The following is a 22,132-nucleotide window of genomic DNA, read 5'->3' as shown; positions in this document are numbered from 1 at the left end:
AGGCGAAGCGGGTCGGCTTCAGGAAAAGAAGTGTAGCTTCTTCAAGGGGTTGACCTGTGCGCTCCCGGGAGCGCGGCAAATCACTGACAAGGCCACGGCTCTTTCTGCGGAGATGTGGCCGAAGTCAAGGCGGTTTCGCCGGCGGCGCAGCTCGGCGGCTACTTCTCCGCCAGCGGGTGCAGGTCGCGTACCAGGCTCTTCAGCCGCTCCTCGACCACATGGGTGTAGATCTGGGTGGTCGAGATGTCGGTATGGCCGAGCAGGGTCTGCACGATGCGCAAATCCGCGCCGTTGTGCAGCAGGTGGCTGGCGAAGGCGTGTCGCAGCACGTGCGGGGAGACCAGCCGCGCCTGCAGCCCCGAGACGACCGCGAGCTCCTTTAGATCGCGCGCAAAATGCTGCCGCGTCAGATGTCCGCTTTCGCCGAAGGAGGGAAACAGCCATTTCGTAGCGGCGAGGCTGCCCTTCTTCTCGCCTTTCGCGGCTTCGGTCGCTGCGAGGTAATCCGCCATTGCCTGCCGCGAGGCCTCGTTCAGCGGCACCAAACGTTCCTTGTCGCCCTTGCCGCGCACGACGATCATGCGGGCATCGCGCTTGGCGGCCGAGCGCGGCAGCGACACCAGCTCGGAGACGCGGAGGCCCGTGGCGTAGAGCACCTCGAGCAGACAGTAGAGCCGCAAGGCGCGCAGCCGCTGCGAGGGCGAAGCATCCGCGGCCTCGCTCAGCTCCTTGGCGCGGCGGAGCATGCGGTCGACATCCGAGATCGACAGCACCTTGGGCAGGCCGCGGCCGCGCTTCGGACCCGACAGGATCGCCGCGGGATCTTCAGTTCGGATGCGCTCACTCAGCAGAAATCGAAACAGGTGCCGCATTGCCGACAGTCGTCGCGCGACGCTGGAGGATTTGAAGCCGCGCGCATCGAGATCGCCGAGATAGTCGCGTAGCGTTTGCGTTTCGGCGTCCACAAAGCTGTGGCCGACGCGGGTCAGAAATTCGGAGAAGTCGGTGAGGTCGCGCCTGTAAGCATCGAGCGTATTGGGCCCGGCGCCCTGTTCCGCCGCGAGCATGTCGAGGAACAGGCCGGTGAGCTTGGCGTCGGAGGGCTTGCTGGCGGAGGATTTGCGCATGCCCTGGAGGCTAGCTCCTATTTCTTGAGAAATTTATCCGGCGGGATCGTCACCGTCATTTCTCGCGGCTTCGGATTGACGAAGTTGGCCAGCGCGAACACCACACCATAGACGATGCCGGCAATCACGGCGACGGCCGTCAGGAAGCGGAACAGGCTGGGCATCGGGCAAGGTCTCGACGATGGTCTTGAACAGGCAAATTAACCAATGAAATCATCCAACATGTTCGCCGTTTCGTGGCAAGAGTCCTCTGGCGAGGGCCCCGAGGGGGTCGTATAGGTGACCGGAATGCCGCCTTTGGCGGCAGTTTGGGCGAGATCCAATCGAGCGAAATGATGTCCGACGCCGCGTCACCAGCACAAGCGAACCCTGAGGCCGACATCCTGTCGGCGCTCGGCGGGCGTTCGATCGTGCTGGTCGGCATGATGGGCGTCGGCAAATCGACCATCGGCCGGAGGCTGGCAGCGCGGCTTGGCCTGCGCTTTTTCGACGCCGATGTCGAAATCGAGGTTGCCCACGCCGGTATGACCATTCCGGAAATCTTTACGACTCACGGCGAGCCCTATTTCCGCGACGGCGAGGCCCGCGTGATCGCGCGCCTGCTCGAAGGCGGACCGATCGTGCTGGCGACCGGCGGCGGCGCATTCATGCGCGAGGAGACGCGGAACCGCATCGCGGCGAAGGCGATCTCGATCTGGCTGAAGGCCGACCACGACGTCATCATGCGCCGCGTGCGCCGTCGCGCCGACCGCCCCTTGCTCCAGACCGCCGATCCCGAAGCCACGGTCACGCGGCTCCTCACCGAGCGTGAGCCTATCTATGGCAAGGCTGACCTCACCATCGCCTCGCGCGAGGTGCCGCATGACAGGATCGTCGACGAGACCATCGAGACGCTGCATGCTCATCTCTGCGGTGAGCCGGCCGCCCAATCCTCTGCCGACATCGCGAGTGCCGTTCGATGACCGCGCCCCTGAAACATTCCGATCCCGTCAATGTCGACGTCGCGCTCGGGGATCGCGCCTATGACATCGTCATCGGCCGCGGCGTGCTGTCCTCGCTCGGCGAACGCGTTGCCGCTTTGCGTCCCGGCGTGCGCACGGCTGTTGTCACCGACCGCACCGTCGCAAAATACTGGCTCGAGCCGACGGAGGCCTCGCTCGCGGCCGCCGGCATTCCGACCTCGCGAATCGTCGTCGAGGAAGGCGAGATCTCCAAGACCTATGCGGGCCTGGAAAAGGTCAGCGAGGCCCTGATCGCCGCCAAGATCGAGCGCAACGATCTCGTCATCGCGCTTGGCGGCGGCGTTGTCGGCGATCTCGCCGGCTTTGCCGCAGCGATCCTGCGCCGTGGCGTCGATTTCGTGCAGGTGCCGACCTCGCTGCTGGCACAGGTCGATTCCTCCGTCGGCGGCAAGACCGGCATCAACTCGCCGCAGGGCAAGAACCTGCTCGGCGCCTTCCACCAGCCGGTGCTCGTGATCGCCGACACCGCGGTGCTCGACACGCTGTCGCCGCGGCAATTCCGTGCCGGCTACGCCGAAGTCGCCAAATATGGCGTGCTCGGCGACGAAGCCTTCTTCACCTGGCTGGAAGAGAACCATTCCGACATCTTCAAGGGCGGTTCGGCCCGCGAGCATGCGATCGCGACCTCCTGCCGGGCCAAGGCCGGTGTCGTCTCGCGCGATGAGCGCGAGACCGGCGAGCGCGCGCTGCTCAATCTCGGCCACACCTTCGGTCACGCGCTGGAAGCCGCAACCGGCTTCTCCGACCGCCTGTTTCACGGCGAGGGCGTTTCGATCGGCATGACGCTGGCGGCGCAGTTTTCCGCAAAACTCGGCATGATCGGCGAGGCCGATGCGGCCCGTGTCGAACGTCATCTCATCGAGGCCGGCCTTCCGACCCGCCTGCAGGACATCGCCGGTTTCGCGCAGGAAGGTCTTGCGGATGCCGACGCGCTGATGGCGCTGATGGCGCAGGACAAGAAGGTCAAGCGCGGCAAGCTCACCTTCATCCTGCTCGAAGCCGTGGGGCGCGCCGTCATCGCCAGGGATGTCGAACCGGCTCCGGTGCGCGACTTCCTGCAAGAAAAGCTGAAGGACAAGCTCGCCCTCAAGGCGTGATTGCGCGGCTGAAGAGCGTTTTCGGGCGAAGTGGATACCGGTTCGCGTTAAGAAAACGCGTCAAGACGAGAATGTTGAGTGATTCATGGACTGGCTCGGCTTCACCATCGTCATCATCTGCCTGCTGGTTTCGGGCTTCTTTGCCGCGAGCGAGACCGCGCTGACCGGCGCCTCGCGCGCCAGCATGTTGCGGCTCTCCAAGCAGGGTAACCACGACGCCGACGTGGTCTCGCAGCTGCTCGACATGCGCGAGCGCCTGATCGGCGCGCTGCTGCTCGGCAACAACATCGCCAATATCAGCGCTTCTGCGCTCGCAACCTCCATCTTCACGGCGTGGTTCGGCGATGTCGGCGTGCTCTATGCCACCGGCGTGATGACGGCGCTGGTGGTGATCTTTGCGGAGGTGCTGCCCAAGACCATCGCCATCAACGCGCCGGACCGCATGGCGCTCGCGGTCGCGCGCCCGATGCGGCTGACCATGTATGTGCTGGGGCCGCTGCTGCGCGTGGTGGAAGTGATCGTGCGCGTGTTGATGCGTGGTTTCGGCCTCGCCGGCGAGCACCAGGCGATCCTGTCGCCAACCGAGCGCCTGCGCGGTGCGGTCGACCTGTTGCATCACGAGGGCAAGGTCGAAAAGCAGGACCGCGACATGCTCGGCGGTCTGCTCGATCTGCGCGAGCTCCAGGTCTCGGACGTCATGATCCACCGCACCGAGATGATGATGATCAATGCCGATCTGCCGCCGGAAGATCTGGTGCGCGAGGTGCTGGCGACCGAGTACACCCGCATCCCGCTCTGGCGCGAGAAGCCGGAAAACATTATCGGCGTGCTGCACGCCAAGGATCTCTTGCGCGCGATCCGCGCCTCCGACGGCGACACCTCGCGCATCGACGTCTCCACCATCGCGCTGCCGCCCTGGTTCGTGCCGGAGATGCGCCCTGTCTCCGAGCAGCTCAAGGCATTCCGCCGTCGCAAGACCCATTTCGCGCTCGTGGTCGACGAGTATGGCGAAGTTGAAGGTCTTGTGACGCTGGAAGACATTCTGGAAGAGATCGTCGGGGACATCTCCGACGAGCACGACGTCGTGGTCGCGGGCGTGCGAGCCCAGCCGGACGGCTCCGTTGTGGTCGACGGCTCGGTGCCGATCCGCGACCTCAATCGCGCCATGGACTGGCGCCTGCCCGATGAAGAGGCAACCACGGTCGCCGGCCTCGTCATTCACGAGGCGCGCTCGATCCCCGACCGCGGCCAGAGCTTTACCTTCCACGGCTTCCGCTTCCGCGTCCTCCGCCGTGAGCGCAACCGCATCACCGCGCTCCGTATTTCGCCAGTCCCGCGCGAGGCCGAGCTGGAAGAGGCAAAGCCGAGGCGGGCAGGGACGTCGTTTTGACGCAGCGGTTGTAAGCTCCGAAGCCTCCTCATCGTCATGGCCGGGCTTGACCCGGCCATCCACGTCTACTGATCGAACGAAGGACGTGGATGCCCGGGACAAGCCCGGGCATGACGACCATCTTTGATGATGAGCAGGACCCCCTCCAGGGGAGGGTAAGAAAGCTCAACCTTCCCCCGGCGCCTGCGCGTGGATCGCCAGCGCGTGCACGCTGCCGGAAAGTTCCGCGGCCAGCGCTGCATTTATCATGCGGTGACGGTCGACCCGGCTCTTCCCTTTGAAGGCTCCAGACACGATATAGACACGGAAATGCGTCTCGCCGCTCGGCCGATGGCCGGCATGGCCCTCATGCAAATGTGACTCGTCGACGACCTGCAGGCTTTCCGGCGTGAAAGCTTCCTGCAACTTGTTGCTGATAGTGTCTTTCATAACCATGAGTGCCATTAAAGCGTGCGATCGTGTCCCGTCAATTGCATAGGCCGCCTCCGGTGGCCGTACTTCAACGGACGCCGAAGTGAAACTTCGGCTACGGGTCTCAAGCTAATTGCAATGTCAAGACTTGAAGGTTTTTGCATTGCGTAGTCAAAGTCAGCCATGCCGATCGATTCATCAAAGTTCTTCGACTCCATCCGCGTGAAGCCGCGGGGCAAGCAGGCCGAGGTGAAGCCGCGCGACACCGTGGTCGCCTGCGAGTGGACCGGGTGTCAGAACAAGGGCGCGCATCGCGCGCCCAAGGGCCGCGAGAACCAGCGCGAGTACTGGCACTTCTGCCTGGATCACGTGCGCGAGTACAATCAGAACTACAATTTCTTTTCCGGCATGAATGCCGACGCCGTCGCGCGCTATCAGAAGGATGCGCTGACCGGCCATCGCCCGACCTGGAAGATGGGCGCCAATGGCGGCGTCAAGAAGGGTGCGGAAGCCGAGATCGACGGTGCCTTCGATCCCTTCAGCATGTTCTCCGAGATCAACGGCCGCGCCAGCTGGCGCAAGGGCCCGGAGGCAGCGCCCAAGGCCGAGACGCGCAAGGTCATGAACGCCGAGCGCAAGGCGCTCCAGGTGATGGGCCTTGGCCCTGACTCGACGCTCGCCGACGTCAAGACCAAGTACAAGGCGCTCGTGAAGCAGCACCACCCCGACGCCAACGGCGGCGACCGCTCCACCGAAGATCGCCTGATCGAAATCATCAAGGCGTATAATTATCTGAAGACGGTGGTGCGGGAGGCGTAAGGCCTCGCTCGCTTTCTTCCTTCTCCCCTTGCGGGAGAAGGTGGCGCGAAGCGCCGGATGAGGGGTTCCCTCCACGCGCGAAGATTCATCGTGTGGACGGAGACCCTCACCCTTCTCACCGCTGCGCCATAGCCGATGCGAAGCATCGGCGTTCTCAGGTGACGGCGGCCGAAGGCCGCCTATGCCACCCTCTCCCGCAAGGGGAGAGGGAAAGCACGCCGCTCCATCCGGGCTAAGCATTCTCTACCTCTCCGGCATCGCCCCCACATAGGACGAGCTCGGCCGGATCAGCCGCCCCGTCCGCTGCTGCTCGCGCGCATGCGCGGTCCATCCGGCTGAACGCGCCACCGCGAAGATCGGCGTGAAGGCCTGCCGCGGAATGGTCAGCGCATCGAGCAGGATCGCGGTGAAGAACTCGACATTGGTCTCCAGCGGCCGTTCCGGATTCTTCTTGCGGAGCGCCGCGCGGATATAGGCCTCGACCTCGCCGGCAAACGGCAAATCGGTGCCGTTGGAGGCGAGCGCTTCGACCGCTGCTTTCAGCACGTCGGCGCGCGGATCGCGGACGCGATAGACCCGGTGGCCAAACCCCATCATCCGCTCGCCGCGCGCCAGCGCCGCATCGACCCAGGGCTGGATGCGTTCGCGCGAGCCGATCGCGTCCAGCATTTCCAGCACCGGCTCCGGCGCGCCGCCATGCAGCGGGCCGGTCAGCGCGCAATAACCGGCGGTGACGGCCGCGAACAAATCGGCTTGCGTCGAGGCCACCACGCGCGCGGTGAAGGTCGAGGCATTCATGCCGTGGTCGCTGGCAGTGACGAGATAGGCGTCCAACGCAGTGACCTCGCGGGTGGCAGGCGTGCGTCCATGCAGCATGCGCAGCGTGTCGGCAGCGTGGCTGACGTTTGCATCAGGCGCGATGGGCTCGAGGCCTTTCGCGCGCCGGACCAGCGCGCCCGCGATCACTGGAAACGCACCGACGATGGTCGCCTCGTGCTCGAGCCCGTGCTCGGCGCGCAGGCCCGCGATGGCCGCGCGAAATCCGTCGACGATGCCCATGCCTTGCGTCGCCGGCAGCAGCTCGGAGAGCCGCGCGAAAGCGCGTTCGCGCGCGGCACCCAGGCTCGCCCGGACATTTGCTTCGGTCAGCGTGGTCTTGCTCGCTCCGTTCCAGAGCCGGGCGGTGACGCCCTCGAAGCTCGAGACGGCGGCGAGGCGCCCGACATGCTCACCGGCGATGATCAACTCGCCGCGCTCGCCATCGACGTGGCTGAGCACGGTTTCGGCTGCGGGAACGCCGTCCAGCCCGATCTGGCTTTTGGTGAGGTGGATGTTCATGGCCCAAATCTCCCTTTTGCACTGCACCAGGAGAAAATCGGGCCTCTCGACAGATTGATCAATCTTGATTACATCAATCAATATGAATAATTCCGAAGGCCTCTACCTCTCAGCCCGGGAAGCCGCTGCCGAGCTCGCGATCTCGCCGGCGACCCTTTACGCCTATGTCAGCCGGGGCCTGATCCGCTCGGAGCCGACGCCGGATTCGCGCAAGAACCGCTACCGCGCCGAGGACGTCCGCGCGCTGAAGGAGCGCCGGGTGCCATCGCCGGAGCCGCGCGGCCTGCGCAGCTTCGATGCCGATCTGCCCGTCATGGACACGGAGATCTCGACCATCACCGAGGAGGGCGCGATCTATCGCGGTGTGAACTGCATCGATCTCGCCGAGAACGACACGCTGGAGCACACCGCAACGCTGCTCTGGGACGTCTCCGACGTCGATCCCTTCGCTTCTGATAATCAGCCGAAAATCTCGGACGAGATGCGCATCATCGCGCAGGCCGCGCGTCGTGCCGCGCCGATCGATCGCGCCATCGCCGTGCTCGCGCTGGCCGCGAGCGCCGATTCCCGCGCCTTCACCCGCGCGCCGGATGGTCGCGCGATGGTCGGCGCGCGCATCGTCCGGCTCCTCGTCGCGACGATGCTGAATACCGAGCCGTCATCCGAGCCGTTGCATCAGCAGATCGCCCGCACGTGGGCGCCTGATAACAAGCACGCGGGCGATCTCATCCGCCGCGCGCTGGTGCTGCTCGCCGATCACGAGCTGAACGCCTCGACCTTCACCGCGCGCTGCGCAGCCTCGACCGGGCTCAATCTCTACGACAGCGTCATCGCCGGCCTCGCCGCGCTGAAGGGCCCGAAACACGGCGGCGCCGGCGTGCTGGCCTCGCAGCTGGTCAAGACATTGGTCGACCGCGACGTCGAGCCGATGGTGCGCGAGCGCGTCGCGCTCGGCGAGCGCTTTCCGGGCTTCGGCCACGGCGTCTACAAGCACGGCGATCCCCGCGCGCAGTCGCTGCTGAACGCGCTCGCGCGTGCCGGCGCGCCGCGCAAATTCACCAAAGAAGTCCCGGATCGGATTGCGGAGGCGACTGGCGAGTTCGTCAACATCGATTACGTGCTCGCCGTGCTCGTCCACGCGCTGCGCCTGCCCCCAGGCAGCGAGCTCGCGCTGTTCGCCATGGCCCGCAGCGTCGGCTGGATCGCGCATGCGAGCGAGCAATTGCAGTTCGGCAAGCTGATCAGGCCGCGGGCAAGGTATGTGGGGCCTGCACCGGGGAGACGGGTTGGGGGCGCTGAAGCGAGGGCTTGAACGGAGGGAAGCGGCGAGCTGCGCTGCCACCCTCCCCTGGAGGGGGAGGGTCGATCGCGCGAAGCGCGAGCGGGGCGGGGTGATCTCTCAACGCGAACAGTGCCCGTGTTGAGAGATCACCCCACCCCGTCTCACATTCCGCTACGCTCCATGTGAGCCGACCCTCCCCCTCCAGGGGAGGGTAAGAGTTAAGCCCGCGACTTGGCCTCCGCGACGACACTGCCATTCCGCCGCCGATAGATCCACGCCGCCACGCCCACCACGATCGCCACCGCGGTCACGGTCAAAATCCACATGTGCTTGAATAGATGCACGTGATGCGGCAGGCCGGCATATTCATGCAGGGCCGACACCGCCAGCACGCCCGGCAACACGTGCGCGGGTGCCCAGACCAGGATCGCGGGGATGTTGACCGCATAGAATGTCGCCGGCGGCATTCCCAGCGCGCCTGATGTGACCGGCACGAACGCGCGGATCGGCGGCACGAAGCGGGCGAAGAACACGGCCCAGGTGCCGAAGCGGTGGAAGAAGGTCTCGCTTTCCTCGACCACGCGCGGATAATTCGTCAGCGGCCAGGTGTTGAGGATTTCGCGCTGCTGCCGGTGCCCGATCCAATAGGCCGAGCCGTCGCCCAGCACGGCGCCGACGGCCGCCGCCAGCAACACCCATTGCAGTTTCAGGTCCCCGCCGGGAACCAGGGCGCTCAGCGCCAGGATGATGGTCGAGCCAGGGATCACCGAGCCCACCACCGGGACGGCTTCGAGCAACGCCGCCAGGAACAGGGTCAGATAAGCCAGCCACGCATGGACTGAGACGAAGGATATCAGGGGATCAAGGAATGACGTCACGAGGTCTCTGTAGCGGGCTGGGGCATTCGGGTTCAGACCCTTACACAAGTAAGAAGAGGCGGGGAAAGTGCCATTCGGCCGGACAGGGCCGCTATCCGGGGCGAAATTTGGGCGAGATTTGCAGGGCAGCCTTCCAAAAATCGCGTTCCTTGCCTATCTAAATGAAAAGACAACGGAACTTTGATTGGCGCATGGGCTTCTGCCGGCCACTTGTCTCTGATACGTTCGCAGACGCACCCAGCCGCAGCCAACGTGCAAATAACTGGTCTCGGGATCGCCCGGGGCCTCGGAGGATTGATGACGACCGCCGCGATGTCCAAAGTTGAGGAAGTTTCCGGTTTGCCCGACATGAAGGTGTCGGTCCGCCAGGTGTTCGGGATCGACACCGATCTCGAAGTGCCGGCCTATTCCGAAGTCGATCCTCACGTGCCCGAAGTTGATTCCGACTACCGTTTCGATCGCGCCACCACGCTTGCCATTCTCGCCGGCTTCGCGCGCAACCGCCGCGTGATGGTGACCGGCTATCACGGCACCGGCAAATCCACCCATATCGAGCAGGTCGCTGCCCGCCTGAACTGGCCCTGCGTGCGCGTCAACCTCGACAGCCACATCAGCCGTATCGACCTCGTCGGCAAGGACTCCATCGTGGTCCGCGACGGCAAGCAGGTCACCGAATTCCGCGACGGCATCCTGCCCTGGGCGCTCCAGCACAACATCGCGTTGGTGTTCGACGAATACGACGCCGGCCGCCCGGACGTGATGTTCGTGATCCAGCGCGTGCTGGAAGTGTCGGGCCGTCTGACGTTGCTGGACCAGAACAAGGTGATCAAGCCGCACCCGGCGTTCCGCCTGTTCTCGACCGCCAACACGGTCGGTCTCGGCGACACGTCGGGCCTCTATCACGGCACCCAGCAGATCAACCAGGGCCAGATGGACCGCTGGTCGATCGTCACCACGCTGAACTATCTCAGCCATGACGAGGAAGTGGAGATCGTGCTGGCGAAGGCCAAGCACTATCGCACCCAGGAAGGCCGCGACATCGTCAACAAGATGGTGCGCCTTGCCGATCTCACCCGTAACGCCTTCGCCAATGGCGATCTGTCGACGGTGATGAGCCCGCGCACGGTGATCACCTGGGCCGAAAACGCCGACATCTTCGGCGATATCGGTTTCGCGTTCCGCGTCACCTTCCTCAACAAGTGCGACGAGCTTGAGCGCCCCCTGGTCGCCGAGTTCTACCAGCGCTGCTTCAACGCCGAGCTGCCGGAATCGGCAGTCAACGTGGCACTCAGCTGAGGTGTGGGATGTCGTCCCGGACAAGCGCAGCGAAGCGGAGCGCAGATCCGGGACCCATAACCACAGGCCGTGATTGTAGCGCGAGCTGTCAGTTGCCACCCTTCGCCAAATGACGTCCTGGGGTTATGGGTCCCCGCGTTCGCGGGGACGACAGATCAAGCTGAGCTTGGGACGACAGTGAGAGCGAGATGAGCACGCCTTCCAACTCCAAATTCCGTAACACCAAGGAAGCGCCGACCGAGCCGTTCAAGCGCTCGGTGGCCTCCTGCCTGAAGGCGATTGCGAAATCGCCCGAGCTCGACGTGAGCTTCGCGGCCGAGCGCCCGGGCCTTGCGCCCGGCAAGGCACGTCTGCCCGAGCCTGCGCGAAAGATGACCAAGCGCGATGCGGCGATCGTGCGCGGCCATGCGGATTCCATCGCGCTGAAGATCGCCTGTCACGATCCAAAAGTTCATCGCAAGCTGATGCCGGGCAATCCGCAGGCGCGCGGCGTGTTCGAGGCGGTCGAGCAGGCCCGGGTCGAGGCGATCGGCGCGCGCCGCATGGCGGGCGTTGCCAAGAATCTCACCGCGATGCTTGACGATCACTTTCATCGCGGCAAGTTCGACGAGATCACCGACCGCGCCGATGCGCCGCTCGCGGACGCGCTGGCGATGCTGGTGCGCGAGCGCCTGACCGGCATGGCGCCGCCGGCGGCCGCCAAGAAGATGGTCGATCTCTGGCGCCCCATTCTCGAAGACAAGATCGGCAAGCGGCTCGACCGGCTCGACGGCGTGGTCGAAGACCAGACCAAGTTCGGCGATGCCGTGCATGATCTGCTGACGGCGCTCGATATCGGCGACGAGCGTAGCGCCGACAGCGAAGAGAACGAAGACAACGACGAGAACCAGGACGGCGACAACGATCAGTCCGGCGCGGAAGGCTCGCCCGATTCCGATGCCGCGCAGGAGATGAGCGCCGACCAGGCGCAGGCCTCCAGCGAAGAGATGAGCGACAGCGCGATGGAAAGCGCGCAGGCCTCGACCTCGGATACGTTCGACGACGGCGAGCTCGGCGACGACGAGACGCCAGGCGAGGCGACGCGTCCGAACTCGCATGGCAAGAACGAGCCGCGCGGGCCGGAATATCACGCCTTCGCGCCGAAATTCGATGAGGTCATCGCCGCCGAGGATCTCTGCGATCATGACGAGCTGGAGCGCCTGCGCGCTTATCTCGACAAGCAGCTCGCGCATCTGCAGGGCATCGTCGCCCGCCTCGCCAACCGGCTGCAACGCCGGTTGATGGCGCAGCAGAACCGCGCCTGGGAGTTCGATCTCGAAGAGGGCATCCTGGACCCTGCGCGCCTGTCGCGCGTCGTCACCGATCCCTATCATCCGCTGTCCTTCATGCACGAGAAGGAGGCGACGTTCCGCGACACCGTCGTCACGCTGTTGCTCGACAATTCCGGCTCGATGCGGGGACGGCCCATCACGGTCGCCGCCACCTGCGCCGACATTCTGGCGCGCACGCTGGAGCGTTGCGGCGTCAAGGTCGAGATTTTGGGCTTCACCACACGCGCCTGGAAGGGCGGGCAATCGCGCGAGGCGTGGCTGGCCGCCGGCAAGCCGGCCAATCCCGGCCGTCTCAACGATCTCCGCCACATCATCTACAAGTCCGCCGACGCCCCCTGGCGCCGTGCGCGGAAAAACCTTGGCCTGATGATGCGCGAGGGCCTGCTCAAAGAGAACATCGACGGCGAGGCGCTCGACTGGGCGCACAAGCGCCTGCTCGGCCGGCCCGAGCAGCGCAAGATCCTGATGATGATCTCGGACGGTGCGCCGGTCGACGATTCAACGCTGTCGGTCAATCCCGGCAATTATCTCGAGCGGCATCTGCGCCACATCATCGAGGAGATCGAGACCCGCTCGCCGGTCGAGCTGATCGCGATCGGCATCGGCCATGATGTGACGCGCTACTATCGCCGCGCGGTCACGATCGTGGACGCCGAAGAGCTCGGCGGCGCCATCACCGAGAAGCTCGCTGAACTCTTCAGCGAGACCAACACCGCGCCGTCGCAGCCGGCCGGTCGCCCGCGACGCAAACTGCATTCGTGAGCACCCATCAATCCCGCCGCAGCTTCGTCAGCCACGCGGCGGCGGGATTTTCCACTCTCGCAGCTCCTCGGCTTGCGCACGCGCAGTTCGCGCCGAGGCAGACGCAGCCTGAGCACGCTGTCAACGAACCCGCCAGCATCGAGGTCAATGCGCGGCCGATTCCGTTGTTCGAGCCGCGCGACCGTTCGCGCGTGCGCTTCGGCTCATTGCAATATCGCAGCGGGCTGGCGCTGACCTCGCCGCATCGCGGCTTCGGCGGCCTCTCGGGTTTCCGCTTCCTCGACGACAAGGGCGAGCGTTTCCTCGCGCTGTCGGATCAAGGCACCTGGTTCACCGGCAGCATCCGCTATGCCGACGGCAAGATGGTCGGTCTCGCCGATGTCGAGGCCGCGCCGATGCTGAACAGCGAGGGTCGCCCGATCACGGAGAAGCGGCTCTGGTACGATACCGAATCGCTCGCGCGCGACGGCTCGCTCGTCTATGTCGGGCTCGAACGCGTCAACCAGATCATGCGCTTCGACTTCGCACACGGCGGCACGCGCTCCCGCGGCGAGGTGATCGCCTCGCCCGCTGCGATCCGCAAGCTGCCGGTCAACAAGGGGCTCGAGGCGCTGGTGTTCGTGCCCAAAAGCCAGCCGCTCGCGGGCACGCTGATCGCACTGTCCGAGCGGGGGCTCGATGCCGACGGCAATCTGGTCGCCTTCCTGATCGGCGGCCCGTCGCCCGGCCAGTTCGCCGTGCGCCGCACCGAAAAATTCGACATCAGCGACGCCGTGCTGCTGGCCTCCGGCGAGCTCTTGATCCTCGAGCGCAAATTCTCCTGGTTCACCGGCATCGACATCCGCATCCGCGCGATCCCCCTGAAGAGCATCGCACCCGGCGCACTGGTCGACGGTCCCGAACTGTTCCGGGCCGATCTCGGCCACGAGGTCGACAACATGGAAGGCATCGACGCCCACGTCACGGCCGAGGGCGAGACCGTGCTGACCATGGTGTCCGACGACAATTTCTCGCTGCTGCAGCGGACCCTGCTGTTGCAGTTCACGCTGGTGGAGTGAACATCTTCGGGGTCTCTTGCCGCTTTCGGCTTGACGATGCTGCATTCGTCGAACCAATATGAGGTGTATTTAAGATATCATTATCGTATTGATTGAGAACGCTCATGGGCTCTGTGCTCAAATTGCTCGGGTTGATCTCCGTCTTGATCATATTTTGCGTGTTGCGATATTTCGATTTCGGTACCGTCGGGCAAATCGAGACAACCTATCGAGATCACAAGACCCTAGTTGTTTATGCGCCCTCATTGGGCGGTCGAACGTCCAGGCCGGAGCTAGAACGACTGGTTCGTGAGACGTATCCGGCAGCAGACCTTCTAATCCCGACCTACAGCCATCAATGGGCTTCCAATATCAACCCCTACGAGATAACCCAAAAAATTGAAACCGCGATAGATGCGGAAGACAAGAAGTATCATTACGAAAAGATCGTCCTGTTCGGCTACAGCACCGGCGGGCTACTGCTTCGTAAGGTGTTGCTCTGGGGATATGGTTACGAGGACCGCCCTGAGCAGCAGGTTCGTGGCCGACACGACTGGGTCGAACGCATCGAGCGTTATGTATCTCTCGCTGCCCCAAACCGTGGCTGGCCCTATCACAAGCCAACGAATCTCGATGATTACAAATACGCGTTCGGTTCTATCGCCCTCGAGGTCGGACGACTGACCGGAACAGGACGTTTCATCGCCAGCCTGATGCAAGGTGCGCCATTCGTTGCGAACATGCGCATCCAATGGATCGATCTATTCCGTTCACTCCCAGCCAACCAACATCCGTTGGTTGTCCATCTTCTCGGCAACAAGGACGAACTTGTCGATCGCGAAGACAGCATTGATCTGGAGGCAGGATCCCCCGAAGGCGTCATTTTCAAATCGTTGGAAGGTTTTTCCCACGGCGAGATTGCATCGCGTCTCTATCAAGGAGGGGGCAAGGAGCTAACGGCAGCAGGCGAGGCTATACAGATGGCGCTGACGAAGACGCGGTACGAATTTCCGTCAGACTGGGCCGACAAGGTGGGGGCACTTCACACTGATCCCGACGTCAAGCAGTTGATCTTTGTCATGCACGGCATCCGTGATGAGAGCCCGTGGCCAGCCGAGGTAAAGCAATCGATCGACATACTAATAGGCGACGCTTCGAAGGGCGTGAAGGTCATTCCACCTCTCTATCGCAGGTTCGCGATGCTGCCTTTCCTGTTCTACTGGGATCGCCAAAGCAACGTGCGCTGGTTCATGGACCAGTACACGGAGGCGAGAGCAATGTATCCCAACCTTCGCGATACCGACGTCGACTTCATCGGTCACAGCAACGGGACCTACATTCTGGCAAGCGCACTTCAGAACTATCAAGTGCTGAAGATAAGAAACGTCTTCTTTGCCGGTAGTGTCGTGCCCATGCATTATCGTTGGGACAAGCTGATGCGGGATGACCGTGTCACGGGACGGGTCTGGAATATATGTGCCGCGGGCGATTGGGTTGTCGCGATCTTTCCGCAGTTCTTCCAGCAGATATCCGATCTCATCGGGAATGAGGATGCTAAGCCGGGCGTTCTTGACATTGGCGCGGCTGGCTTTCGCGGCTTTCGGCATGGCACCGGAGACGAAGATCGGCTGTTCAATCTGACCTATATCGCCGGACCTCATATCGCAGCATTTGAAACGAAGGCGAGAGTCGACGACATTGCGCGCTATGTCACGCTCGATCCGAAGTTAAACTTCCTTGATCTCTGGTGGTCGAAGAACGGGCCAGAGCCCGAGCGCAGCCTTCAGATCGCGTCCAATCTAAGCTGGTTGATCTGGATCCTTGGCCTCGGCCTGATAGCGTTCATAGGCATCGTTTGCTATCGTCGCAGTTGGAGCCTGTTCGCCATCTATTGGGTCGTACTGCTGGGTGTCCTGAACTCATGGTGAACGTGGTGGCACCCTTGGCCGACACACAACCATGCCCCACCGCCGCGCCATCCTCGCTTTGCTCCTCACCCTCGCCGTATCGCCGGTCTTCGCGACGGCCGAGCACAAATACGCGAAGGGCGAATACGCCATCATCCTCGGCGGCAAGGCGCCGAACGGAAAGCTCTCCATTGCGGCGCATGGCGAGGGCGATGCCGGTTCGGAGAATTTCCGCCTCTCATTGATGGCCGAACCAGCCCATCGCAAGCTGATGACGCTCGACAACGTCAACGACGATAACATCCTGGACTCGGCGCCGGATGCCTTCCACGCCGCGTGGTCGGCGGACTCGCGCATCGTCGCGGTGTCGTTCCGCAGCGAGCGCCACGTCGTTACGCTGAACATCTACGCCGTCGACGGCAGGCTTGCGAAGCTGCTCGAGAGCCCCGACCTGTTCCGCGACGTCACCGGCCGCACCGTCGATAGCGCCAACGACATCCAGGTGCGCTCGTCCGTGCCTGATTTCACCTGGGCGGCTTTCAATCCGGCGGCGCCGCGCCGCTTCCATCTCACCGACTACCGGGTCCTGGTCGCCGATGACGCCAGGCTTCTCGACAAGCTCGGCCCTCTCGCCAGGGCGTTGAAGCATGACGGCGACGGCAACATGATCGAGTTCTCGGCCGAGGCCGATGGCGAGCTGCTGCCCGACGGCAAGATCCGGATGGGCAAGCCGCAGCCGGGGAAGTTCGTGGATTCGCAGTAGCAGCGCGGCCCCGATGCATGGCCGCGCCGGCGGCCATGCCGTGCGCGCATCTCGCAATTTGCGATTCCCCCATTAAACTTCATGCAAGTGCTTCCATCACTCCTTCCCCCGGATCCCTCGCATGAGCGCCCTGTTTTCCCCGATCAAGCTGCGCGGCCTGACGCTGAAGAACCGTCTCGTGGTGTCGCCGATGTGCCAGTATTCGGCCGAGGACGGCGTTCCCACCGATTGGCATTTCACCCACATCAACAATCTGGCGCTGTCGGGCGCTGCGATGTTCTGCATCGAGGCCACCCATGTCGAGGCGATCGGCCGCATCACGCCGGGCTGTCTCGGGCTCTATAGCGATGCCTCCGAAGCCGCGCTGAAGCAGATCCTCGCCTCCGTGCGCAAGCATTCGTCGACGGCGATCGCGATGCAGCTCGCCCATGCGGGCCGCAAGGCCTCCAGCGCGAAGCCCTGGGACGGCGGCCAGCTCATCCCCGAGGCGCAGGGCGGCTGGCAGACGGTGGCGCCGTCGGCGATCCCGCACAAGGACGGCGAGGCGGCGCCCACAGCGCTCGATGCCGCGGGGCTGAAGCGCATCCGCGAGGCCTTCGTCGACGCGGCCCGCCGCGCGGCGCGCATCGGCATCGACGCGATCGAGCTGCACGGCGCGCACGGCTATCTCATGCATCAATTCCTGTCGCCGATCTCGAACAAGCGCACTGACGAATATGGCGGCTCGCTCGAAAACCGCATGCGCTTCCCGCTCGAGATCTATGACGCCGTGCGCGCCGTGTTCCCGCACGACAAGCCCGTGGGCATGCGGGTGTCGTCGACCGACTGGGTCGAGGGCGGCTGGGATCTGGCGCAGACCATCGAATTCGCCAAGGCGCTGAAGGCGCGCGGCGTCGACTGGATCGATGCCTCCTCCGGCGGCGTCTCGCCGCTCCAGAAGATCACGCTCGGCCCCGGCTATCAGGTGCAGTTTGCGGATGCGATCAAGCGCGAGACGGGATTGCCTGTGATCGCCGTCGGCCTGATCACCGAGGCGAAACTCGCCGAGGAGATCGTCGCCTCAGGCAAGGCCGACATGGTCGCGCTCGCCCGTGGCATGCTCTATGACCCGCGCTGGGGCTGGCACGCCGCGGCCGAACTCGGCGGCGAAGTCGAGGCCCCGCCGCAATATTGGCGCTCGCAGCCGTCGGCGCAAAAGGCGCTGTTCGGCAAGACCAATTTCGGGGCGCGGTAGTTCGTCAGCTCTCCCCGCGCTCGTCCGCCGAAGCCGTGGGCGAAGGCGGATGCGGGGAGAGGGAGCAAGCAAGACCTCACGTATCCGTAACTCTCCTCACCTTCCACCGCTCGCAAAATCGGCCTAACCTCCGCTCATCCGGGGATCACGGAGGAGCCGCCATGCGGTTTCGTGTTCGCAAGACTGCCCACGTGCTGGAGCGCGTTGGCCTCGCGATGGCGGGTGCTGCGTGCGGGCTGTTCGTCGGCGCCTATGTCGGATCGGCGTTTCCCGCGCTCACCACGCAGGGCTTTCTGCTGCTCATGATGCTTCTCGGCAGCATCGGCTTTTATCTGGGCATCGACACGCCGCAGCTGCCCTTCGACGACGCGCATAGCCTGATCGATGCCGCCGAGCTCTTGAGCTCCGCCGGCACGTTCTTCGCCACGCTTGCAGCATTCGCCTCCGTCGCCGTCATCGTGCTCCGCCTCGAGCCGCACGCCGCGCTGACCTGGCTGGTGTTTGCGGGCTGGATCGGGGGCGTCGCGATGCAGATCGTCGCGGGGGCGAAGGCGAGGATGCGGAAGTAGCTTTTTTCCTTCTCCTCTTGTGGGAGAAGAAAGCCCCTAAAACACCACGCCCACCCGCGTGCCGCGCTTCCAGGCGATGCGGCAGCGTTTCTTGGTGTTGACGTGCAGCAGCTCGAACCGATCGGGGATCTTCACCTGTCCGCCGAGATCGACGCAGGCGCCTCCCGGCGAATAGTCGATCAGCGTGCACAGAATCACAGGCGCGCGCGGGTCGGTGATGATCTTGGCCTGGCGGGACACCAGGCCTGCAGGTTTCACACGGGCGTGTCGACGCGGATGCATTGGCACTCTCCTCCAATACCGCGGACAGCGCGGTGGGCTTGGGAGGAGATGATGGAGGGGAGTTTCTGCGATCACGCTAAGGCGGGGTGGAGAATTTTAATGAAAAGTGGTGGCGATGGAAGAAAACGGCGGTAACGGGGTGCGCACCCTCCCCTGGAGGGGTCCGGGACGAGCGTAGCTCGCCCGTGGGTCGATCGCGCGAAGCGCGAGCGGGGTGGGGTGATCTCTCCAAACGGGCACTGTTGGACGCGGAGAGACCGCCACCCCACCCCGTCTCACATTTCGCTGCGCTCAACGTGAGCCGACCCTCCCCCTCCGGGGGAGGGTGGCAGCGAGCTCACAACCTCACACCCCCGCCGCCATCTCCACCCCCGGCTCCACCGGCATCGGCACCGTCACATACGTCTTCGGCAGATTTACCGGCCGATAACCAGCATCCACGTCCATCCGCTTCACCACGCTCTCATGCACATGCGCGCCCTCGGGGATGAAGCGCGGCTCGCAATCGGGAATGTAGAATCCCGCGACCACCTTCCGCTCAGGCCATTCCTTGTATGTCGCGCGCTTCGGCAAATACTCCAGCACGCGCCAGGCCGGGCTCATCGAATCGTGCAGCGGGCTCTCCTTCGGCGTATACGCAGGCCCGACATATTTAAAAGGCGAGCCCTTGCGCTCCTTGCCCCAGGCGAGCTGGTTCACGGTGCTCGGGTTGAAATGCAGCCCTGCTTTATCAGCTTCCTCGATCATCCACAGCAGCGGATATTTCGACTCCGCGCTTGTCTCCTCCGGATAGCCGCCGCCGACGTCGCAATGCACGCCGGCGAACCACACCTGCAGGATGTCCTGCGGCACCTTCTTCTCGTCGGGGACGTAGCGGTTGCTCCAGAACTCCTGCGGCTCGTCATACGCCTTCAGGCGGAACATACGGCGCCGCTCGTCGATCGCGATCGCCTGGCGGAAGATGTTGACGCTGGGGTTGCGCAGCGTGAAGGCGAGCTCCTCCAGGCTGAACACCAGGAAGAATACGTCGCGCCGCGGCACGATCACGCTCGCCACCGTGTCCCAGACGCCGATGAAGTGGATGGTGGGCCAGCGCGTCGAGGTGATGCGCGCGAACTGCGCGGCGAGGTCGAATGCGTCCTTCGGCAGCGGCCCCTGCTCGTCGAAGGCAATGTCTTCGAGGTCCTTGATGTCGTTGCCGCGCCCGAGCCCGGAATATTGCTTGTAGGCGATCAGGCCCGAGCCTGCGAGGTTCGCCTGCTCCGGCGAGATCAGTCCCACCTTGTGGATCAGCCCCGCCAGCACGCGCACGGTGTAGGCGCCGCGCGAAAAGCCGAACAGGTAGATCTTGTCGCCGGGCGCATAATGCTCGACCAGGAAGCAATAGGCCGACAGCGTGTTGTCATCGAGCCCGTAGCCGGTGGCGAGCCCCAGCACCAGCCTGATGTTGGCCTTCCACCTGTTCCAGGTCGACGGCTCCGTCACCGTGCCGACGCCGGGATCGTAAAACACCATCTGCCGCGGATGCGTCTTGTCGGTCTTGCGCAAGGACCGATAGAGCTTCAGGACGTTGGAGATGTTCTGCGAGATCTCGTTGCCGGTGCCGTCACAGCAGATGACGAGGTTTTTGGGGGTGATGCTGGCCGAATGCTCCACGGTACGCCTCCCGGAGTGATGCTACCGGGGCGAGTATAGCAAAAAAGCGCGACGGCGAGGAGACGCCTTCTCTTCCCCTCTCCCCCTGCGGGAGAGGGTGGCTCGCCGCGTAGCGGCGAGACGGGTGAGGGGTTCTCTCCCCGAATCCTATTCTCATTTGAATTCGCGGAGAGCGACCCCTCATCCGGCGCTTCGCGCCACCTTCTCCCGCAAGGGGAGAAGGAAGAAAGTCTTCTTCCCCCTACTTCTTCTTCCCCTGGCCGATCTCCGGCTGCCAAGCCCCTTCCTTGCGGCTCGGGGCCGCGGCGATCACCTTGGCTTTGTCTTTCTTCGGTTTCTTGGTTTCGCGATTGCTGCGTTGCTGTCCCTTGGCCATGGCGTCGATCTCCTTTGCCGGTTTGAGTTCGTTCAGTTCGTCCGATTGCAGCACGCGTCCGCGCGGCGTGCAGACTCGCACGTCCATGTAGCCGTCGCGCAGCAGCTTGCGCGCCAGCCTCAGCGCGACCGCCGCGCTGCCGCGGCCGAGATTGGTGCTGCCGTATTCGCTCGTCGCCCAGACGAGATAGGGCACGCGGATCGGCCTAGCCATGGAACGGCGCCTTCAAGCAGACGAGCAGCAGCAGGAACAGCGGAACGACGATGGGATGTGCGCGACCCTACGCCTGCATCATACCAATAGCGAGGCCTAAAACGCCGCCTGCGCTGCGGTTTCCCTGCGCGCGGCGCGGCGACGATTGTACTGGCTATTGCCGCGCCACGGGCGCATGGTCGTTGCAGTCGGCGTCGGTTGGGGGCCCACTTGCGAAAAGGCAGTGCGCGCATGTCCATCCGTTCGCGGCGTGAAACCGTGACATTCAGGCATCCCTTCCACCTCCGTGGCATCGCGCGCGAATTTCCGTCGGGCGCCTATGAGGTCGTCACCGACGAGGAGACGATCGATGGCCTGTCGTTCGAGGTCTGGCGCCGCGTCGCCACCATGATCACCGTTCCGGTCGAAGGCCTGCACGGCGCCACCGAGCGTCTGTCGATCGGCTCTGTCGACCTTGCGGATGCCAAGGCCGCTGATGCCAAGGTTACTGATGCGAACACCACTGATGCGAAGGATCGCCAATGACTGACGACCCGGTCGAACTCGACAAGCACCGCGGCATGGCCGCGCAGAAGGCGACCGATTTGCGCCGCACGCTCGCCGAGGTCGAGAGCCATGTCCGTGAGCTGCGCGAGCGCGAGGCCGATCTCGAGCATCGCCTGATGACGGTGCCCTCCGCCTCCTGGCCGGAAGCCGCGGTGAAGGCGCGCTACCTCCTCAATCTCTATGCCGCGAGCCTGCCAGCCGAAGACACCCGCCACCGCGCACTGGTCTCCGCGCTGCTCGACGATTTTGCGAGATTGGGCGAGGATAGCTGAAGCGCGACCGCGAGCGCTCGCGACAGCCACGGCTCGCGCCCGGAACCAAGTGTCGTCCTGGCGAAAGCCAGGACCCATAGCCACCGAAGCGAGTTGTTGCGCAGGCGTGTGCCACAGCGTGCTTCTACAAGCGTTGACCGGGGTAATGGGTCCTGGCGTTCGCCAGGACGACGACGTTGCCTCAAGCGATCATCGAGCCCGCGAAGCAATTCGTGTCAAGGGAGTCCCCCCATGCCCCTCACCAGCGGCCGCTTCATCGGCCACGAACAGGATCGCGGCATCGTCCAGTTCTCGATGCAGGACGGCGCGAAGGAAATCCCTTGCGCGATTTCGACCTCCGCCATGGACGATCTCGAACGCGGCGCGCAGGCCCGCCCCGCCGAGCGCGAAGCCCAGTTCACCCGCCTCCGCGACCGCATCGAAACCCGCGCCGCCAGCAAATACAGCGCCTGCGAGTTCGAAGGCTCCCCGCCGGGAATCGTGCTGCGGAGCATCGATTTTCGGGGGTAGTGGGGAGGGCTATT

Annotated in this window: 23 protein-coding genes; 15 read left to right on the top strand and 8 right to left on the bottom strand. The window is 64.1% G+C overall.

Annotated elements, in window-relative coordinates:
- Positions 1 to 158: 158 nt before the first annotated feature.
- Positions 159 to 1,127: a site-specific tyrosine recombinase XerD gene (gene xerD / locus M2427_RS19415; protein ID WP_280708152.1), complete on the bottom strand. Its 969-nt coding sequence runs from the start codon at positions 1,125 to 1,127 to the stop codon at positions 159 to 161.
- A 17-nt stretch (positions 1,128 to 1,144) separates the two neighbouring features.
- A complete protein-coding gene (locus M2427_RS19410) occupies positions 1,145 to 1,291 on the bottom strand; it encodes a hypothetical protein (RefSeq protein WP_063198124.1) in 147 nt (48 codons plus the stop codon).
- A gap of 171 nt (positions 1,292 to 1,462) precedes the next feature.
- Here M2427_RS19410 and M2427_RS19405 point away from each other — a divergent pair, with 171 nt between their 5' ends.
- The 3 genes from M2427_RS19405 to M2427_RS19395 all read left to right on the top strand — a co-directional run bounded on the left by M2427_RS19405 (position 1,463) and on the right by M2427_RS19395 (position 4,636).
- Positions 1,463 to 2,089 (top strand): shikimate kinase, encoded by a 627-nt coding sequence (locus tag M2427_RS19405; RefSeq protein ID WP_280708150.1) that lies wholly within the window; start codon positions 1,463 to 1,465, stop codon positions 2,087 to 2,089.
- On the top strand, positions 2,086 to 3,246 hold the full coding sequence (aroB, locus tag M2427_RS19400) for a 3-dehydroquinate synthase (protein WP_280708149.1): 1,161 nt from the start codon (positions 2,086 to 2,088) through the stop codon (positions 3,244 to 3,246). Before M2427_RS19405 ends, aroB begins: the two co-directional genes overlap by 4 nt.
- Before the next feature lie 85 nt (positions 3,247 to 3,331).
- The gene (locus M2427_RS19395; RefSeq protein WP_280708148.1) at positions 3,332 to 4,636 is read left to right on the top strand and encodes an HlyC/CorC family transporter; all 1,305 of its coding nucleotides are present in this window, start codon (positions 3,332 to 3,334) and stop codon (positions 4,634 to 4,636) included.
- A 165-nt stretch (positions 4,637 to 4,801) separates the two neighbouring features.
- On the opposite strand, the gene M2427_RS19390 is transcribed toward M2427_RS19395, so the two are convergent.
- Positions 4,802 to 5,080, bottom strand: coding sequence for a BolA family protein (locus tag M2427_RS19390; RefSeq protein ID WP_280708147.1), 279 nt, complete (start codon positions 5,078 to 5,080; stop codon positions 4,802 to 4,804).
- A 150-nt stretch (positions 5,081 to 5,230) separates the two neighbouring features.
- Between M2427_RS19390 and M2427_RS19385 the strand changes: the two genes are divergently transcribed.
- Positions 5,231 to 5,866, top strand: a complete 636-nt coding sequence (locus M2427_RS19385) for a DnaJ domain-containing protein (RefSeq protein ID WP_280708146.1) — start codon at positions 5,231 to 5,233, stop codon at positions 5,864 to 5,866.
- A gap of 243 nt (positions 5,867 to 6,109) precedes the next feature.
- Here M2427_RS19385 and M2427_RS19380 read toward each other — a convergent pair whose 3' ends face one another.
- Positions 6,110 to 7,204 carry a citrate synthase/methylcitrate synthase gene (locus M2427_RS19380; protein WP_280708145.1) on the bottom strand — a complete coding sequence of 365 codons (1,095 nt, stop codon included), beginning with the start codon at positions 7,202 to 7,204 and terminating at the stop codon, positions 6,110 to 6,112.
- Positions 7,205 to 7,286: 82 nt separating this feature from the next.
- Here M2427_RS19380 and M2427_RS19375 point away from each other — a divergent pair, with 82 nt between their 5' ends.
- Positions 7,287 to 8,516, top strand: coding sequence for a citrate synthase family protein (locus tag M2427_RS19375; RefSeq protein WP_280708144.1), 1,230 nt, complete (start codon positions 7,287 to 7,289; stop codon positions 8,514 to 8,516).
- A 188-nt stretch (positions 8,517 to 8,704) separates the two neighbouring features.
- On the opposite strand, the gene M2427_RS19370 is transcribed toward M2427_RS19375, so the two are convergent.
- Positions 8,705 to 9,364 (bottom strand): DedA family protein, encoded by a 660-nt coding sequence (locus M2427_RS19370; RefSeq protein ID WP_280708142.1) that lies wholly within the window; start codon positions 9,362 to 9,364, stop codon positions 8,705 to 8,707.
- A 297-nt stretch (positions 9,365 to 9,661) separates the two neighbouring features.
- Here M2427_RS19370 and cobS point away from each other — a divergent pair, with 297 nt between their 5' ends.
- From cobS to M2427_RS19335, 7 genes are all read left to right on the top strand, one after another.
- A complete protein-coding gene (gene cobS / locus M2427_RS19365) occupies positions 9,662 to 10,660 on the top strand; it encodes a cobaltochelatase subunit CobS (RefSeq protein ID WP_280708141.1) in 999 nt (332 codons plus the stop codon).
- Between the two features lie 188 nt (positions 10,661 to 10,848).
- Complete coding sequence (cobT, locus tag M2427_RS19360) at positions 10,849 to 12,753, top strand: cobaltochelatase subunit CobT (protein ID WP_280708140.1); 1,905 nt, start codon at positions 10,849 to 10,851, stop codon at positions 12,751 to 12,753.
- On the top strand, positions 12,750 to 13,811 hold the full coding sequence (locus tag M2427_RS19355; RefSeq protein WP_280708139.1) for an esterase-like activity of phytase family protein: 1,062 nt from the start codon (positions 12,750 to 12,752) through the stop codon (positions 13,809 to 13,811). The genes cobT and M2427_RS19355 overlap by 4 nt, the downstream gene beginning before the upstream one ends.
- Positions 13,812 to 13,915: 104 nt before the next feature.
- Positions 13,916 to 15,718, top strand: coding sequence for a hypothetical protein (locus M2427_RS19350; RefSeq protein WP_280708137.1), 1,803 nt, complete (start codon positions 13,916 to 13,918; stop codon positions 15,716 to 15,718).
- 31 nt (positions 15,719 to 15,749) lie between these two features.
- The gene (locus tag M2427_RS19345; protein ID WP_280708136.1) at positions 15,750 to 16,460 is read left to right on the top strand and encodes a hypothetical protein; all 711 of its coding nucleotides are present in this window, start codon (positions 15,750 to 15,752) and stop codon (positions 16,458 to 16,460) included.
- A gap of 121 nt (positions 16,461 to 16,581) precedes the next feature.
- Positions 16,582 to 17,694: an NADH:flavin oxidoreductase/NADH oxidase gene (locus M2427_RS19340; RefSeq protein WP_280708134.1), complete on the top strand. Its 1,113-nt coding sequence runs from the start codon at positions 16,582 to 16,584 to the stop codon at positions 17,692 to 17,694.
- Positions 17,695 to 17,855: 161 nt separating this feature from the next.
- Positions 17,856 to 18,263, top strand: coding sequence for a hypothetical protein (locus tag M2427_RS19335; RefSeq protein WP_280708132.1), 408 nt, complete (start codon positions 17,856 to 17,858; stop codon positions 18,261 to 18,263).
- Between the two features lie 36 nt (positions 18,264 to 18,299).
- Here the strand turns inward: M2427_RS19335 and M2427_RS19330 are convergent, their stop codons facing one another.
- From M2427_RS19330 to M2427_RS19320, 3 genes are all read right to left on the bottom strand, one after another.
- On the bottom strand, positions 18,300 to 18,545 hold the full coding sequence (locus M2427_RS19330) for a PilZ domain-containing protein (protein ID WP_280708131.1): 246 nt from the start codon (positions 18,543 to 18,545) through the stop codon (positions 18,300 to 18,302).
- Positions 18,546 to 18,890: 345 nt separating this feature from the next.
- Positions 18,891 to 20,201 carry a DUF2235 domain-containing protein gene (locus M2427_RS19325; RefSeq protein ID WP_280708129.1) on the bottom strand — a complete coding sequence of 437 codons (1,311 nt, stop codon included), beginning with the start codon at positions 20,199 to 20,201 and terminating at the stop codon, positions 18,891 to 18,893.
- A gap of 241 nt (positions 20,202 to 20,442) precedes the next feature.
- Positions 20,443 to 20,772, bottom strand: a complete 330-nt coding sequence (locus tag M2427_RS19320; RefSeq protein ID WP_280708128.1) for a hypothetical protein — start codon at positions 20,770 to 20,772, stop codon at positions 20,443 to 20,445.
- Positions 20,773 to 21,021: 249 nt separating this feature from the next.
- Here M2427_RS19320 and M2427_RS19315 point away from each other — a divergent pair, with 249 nt between their 5' ends.
- From M2427_RS19315 to M2427_RS19305, 3 genes are all read left to right on the top strand, one after another.
- Entirely contained in the window at positions 21,022 to 21,315 is a 294-nt protein-coding gene (locus tag M2427_RS19315) for a hypothetical protein (RefSeq protein WP_280708127.1), read from the top strand.
- Entirely contained in the window at positions 21,312 to 21,608 is a 297-nt protein-coding gene (locus M2427_RS19310; RefSeq protein WP_280708126.1) for a hypothetical protein, read from the top strand. The genes M2427_RS19315 and M2427_RS19310 overlap by 4 nt, the downstream gene beginning before the upstream one ends.
- A gap of 231 nt (positions 21,609 to 21,839) precedes the next feature.
- The gene (locus M2427_RS19305; RefSeq protein WP_280708124.1) at positions 21,840 to 22,118 is read left to right on the top strand and encodes a DUF1488 family protein; all 279 of its coding nucleotides are present in this window, start codon (positions 21,840 to 21,842) and stop codon (positions 22,116 to 22,118) included.
- Positions 22,119 to 22,132: the final 14 nt, after the last annotated feature.

It is taken from the genome of Bradyrhizobium sp. BR13661, from assembly GCF_029892425.1.
GTDB lineage: Bacteria > Pseudomonadota > Alphaproteobacteria > Rhizobiales > Xanthobacteraceae > Bradyrhizobium.
Note: the sequence above shows the minus strand (reverse complement) of the source record. Positions and strands in the feature narration are given on the sequence as shown.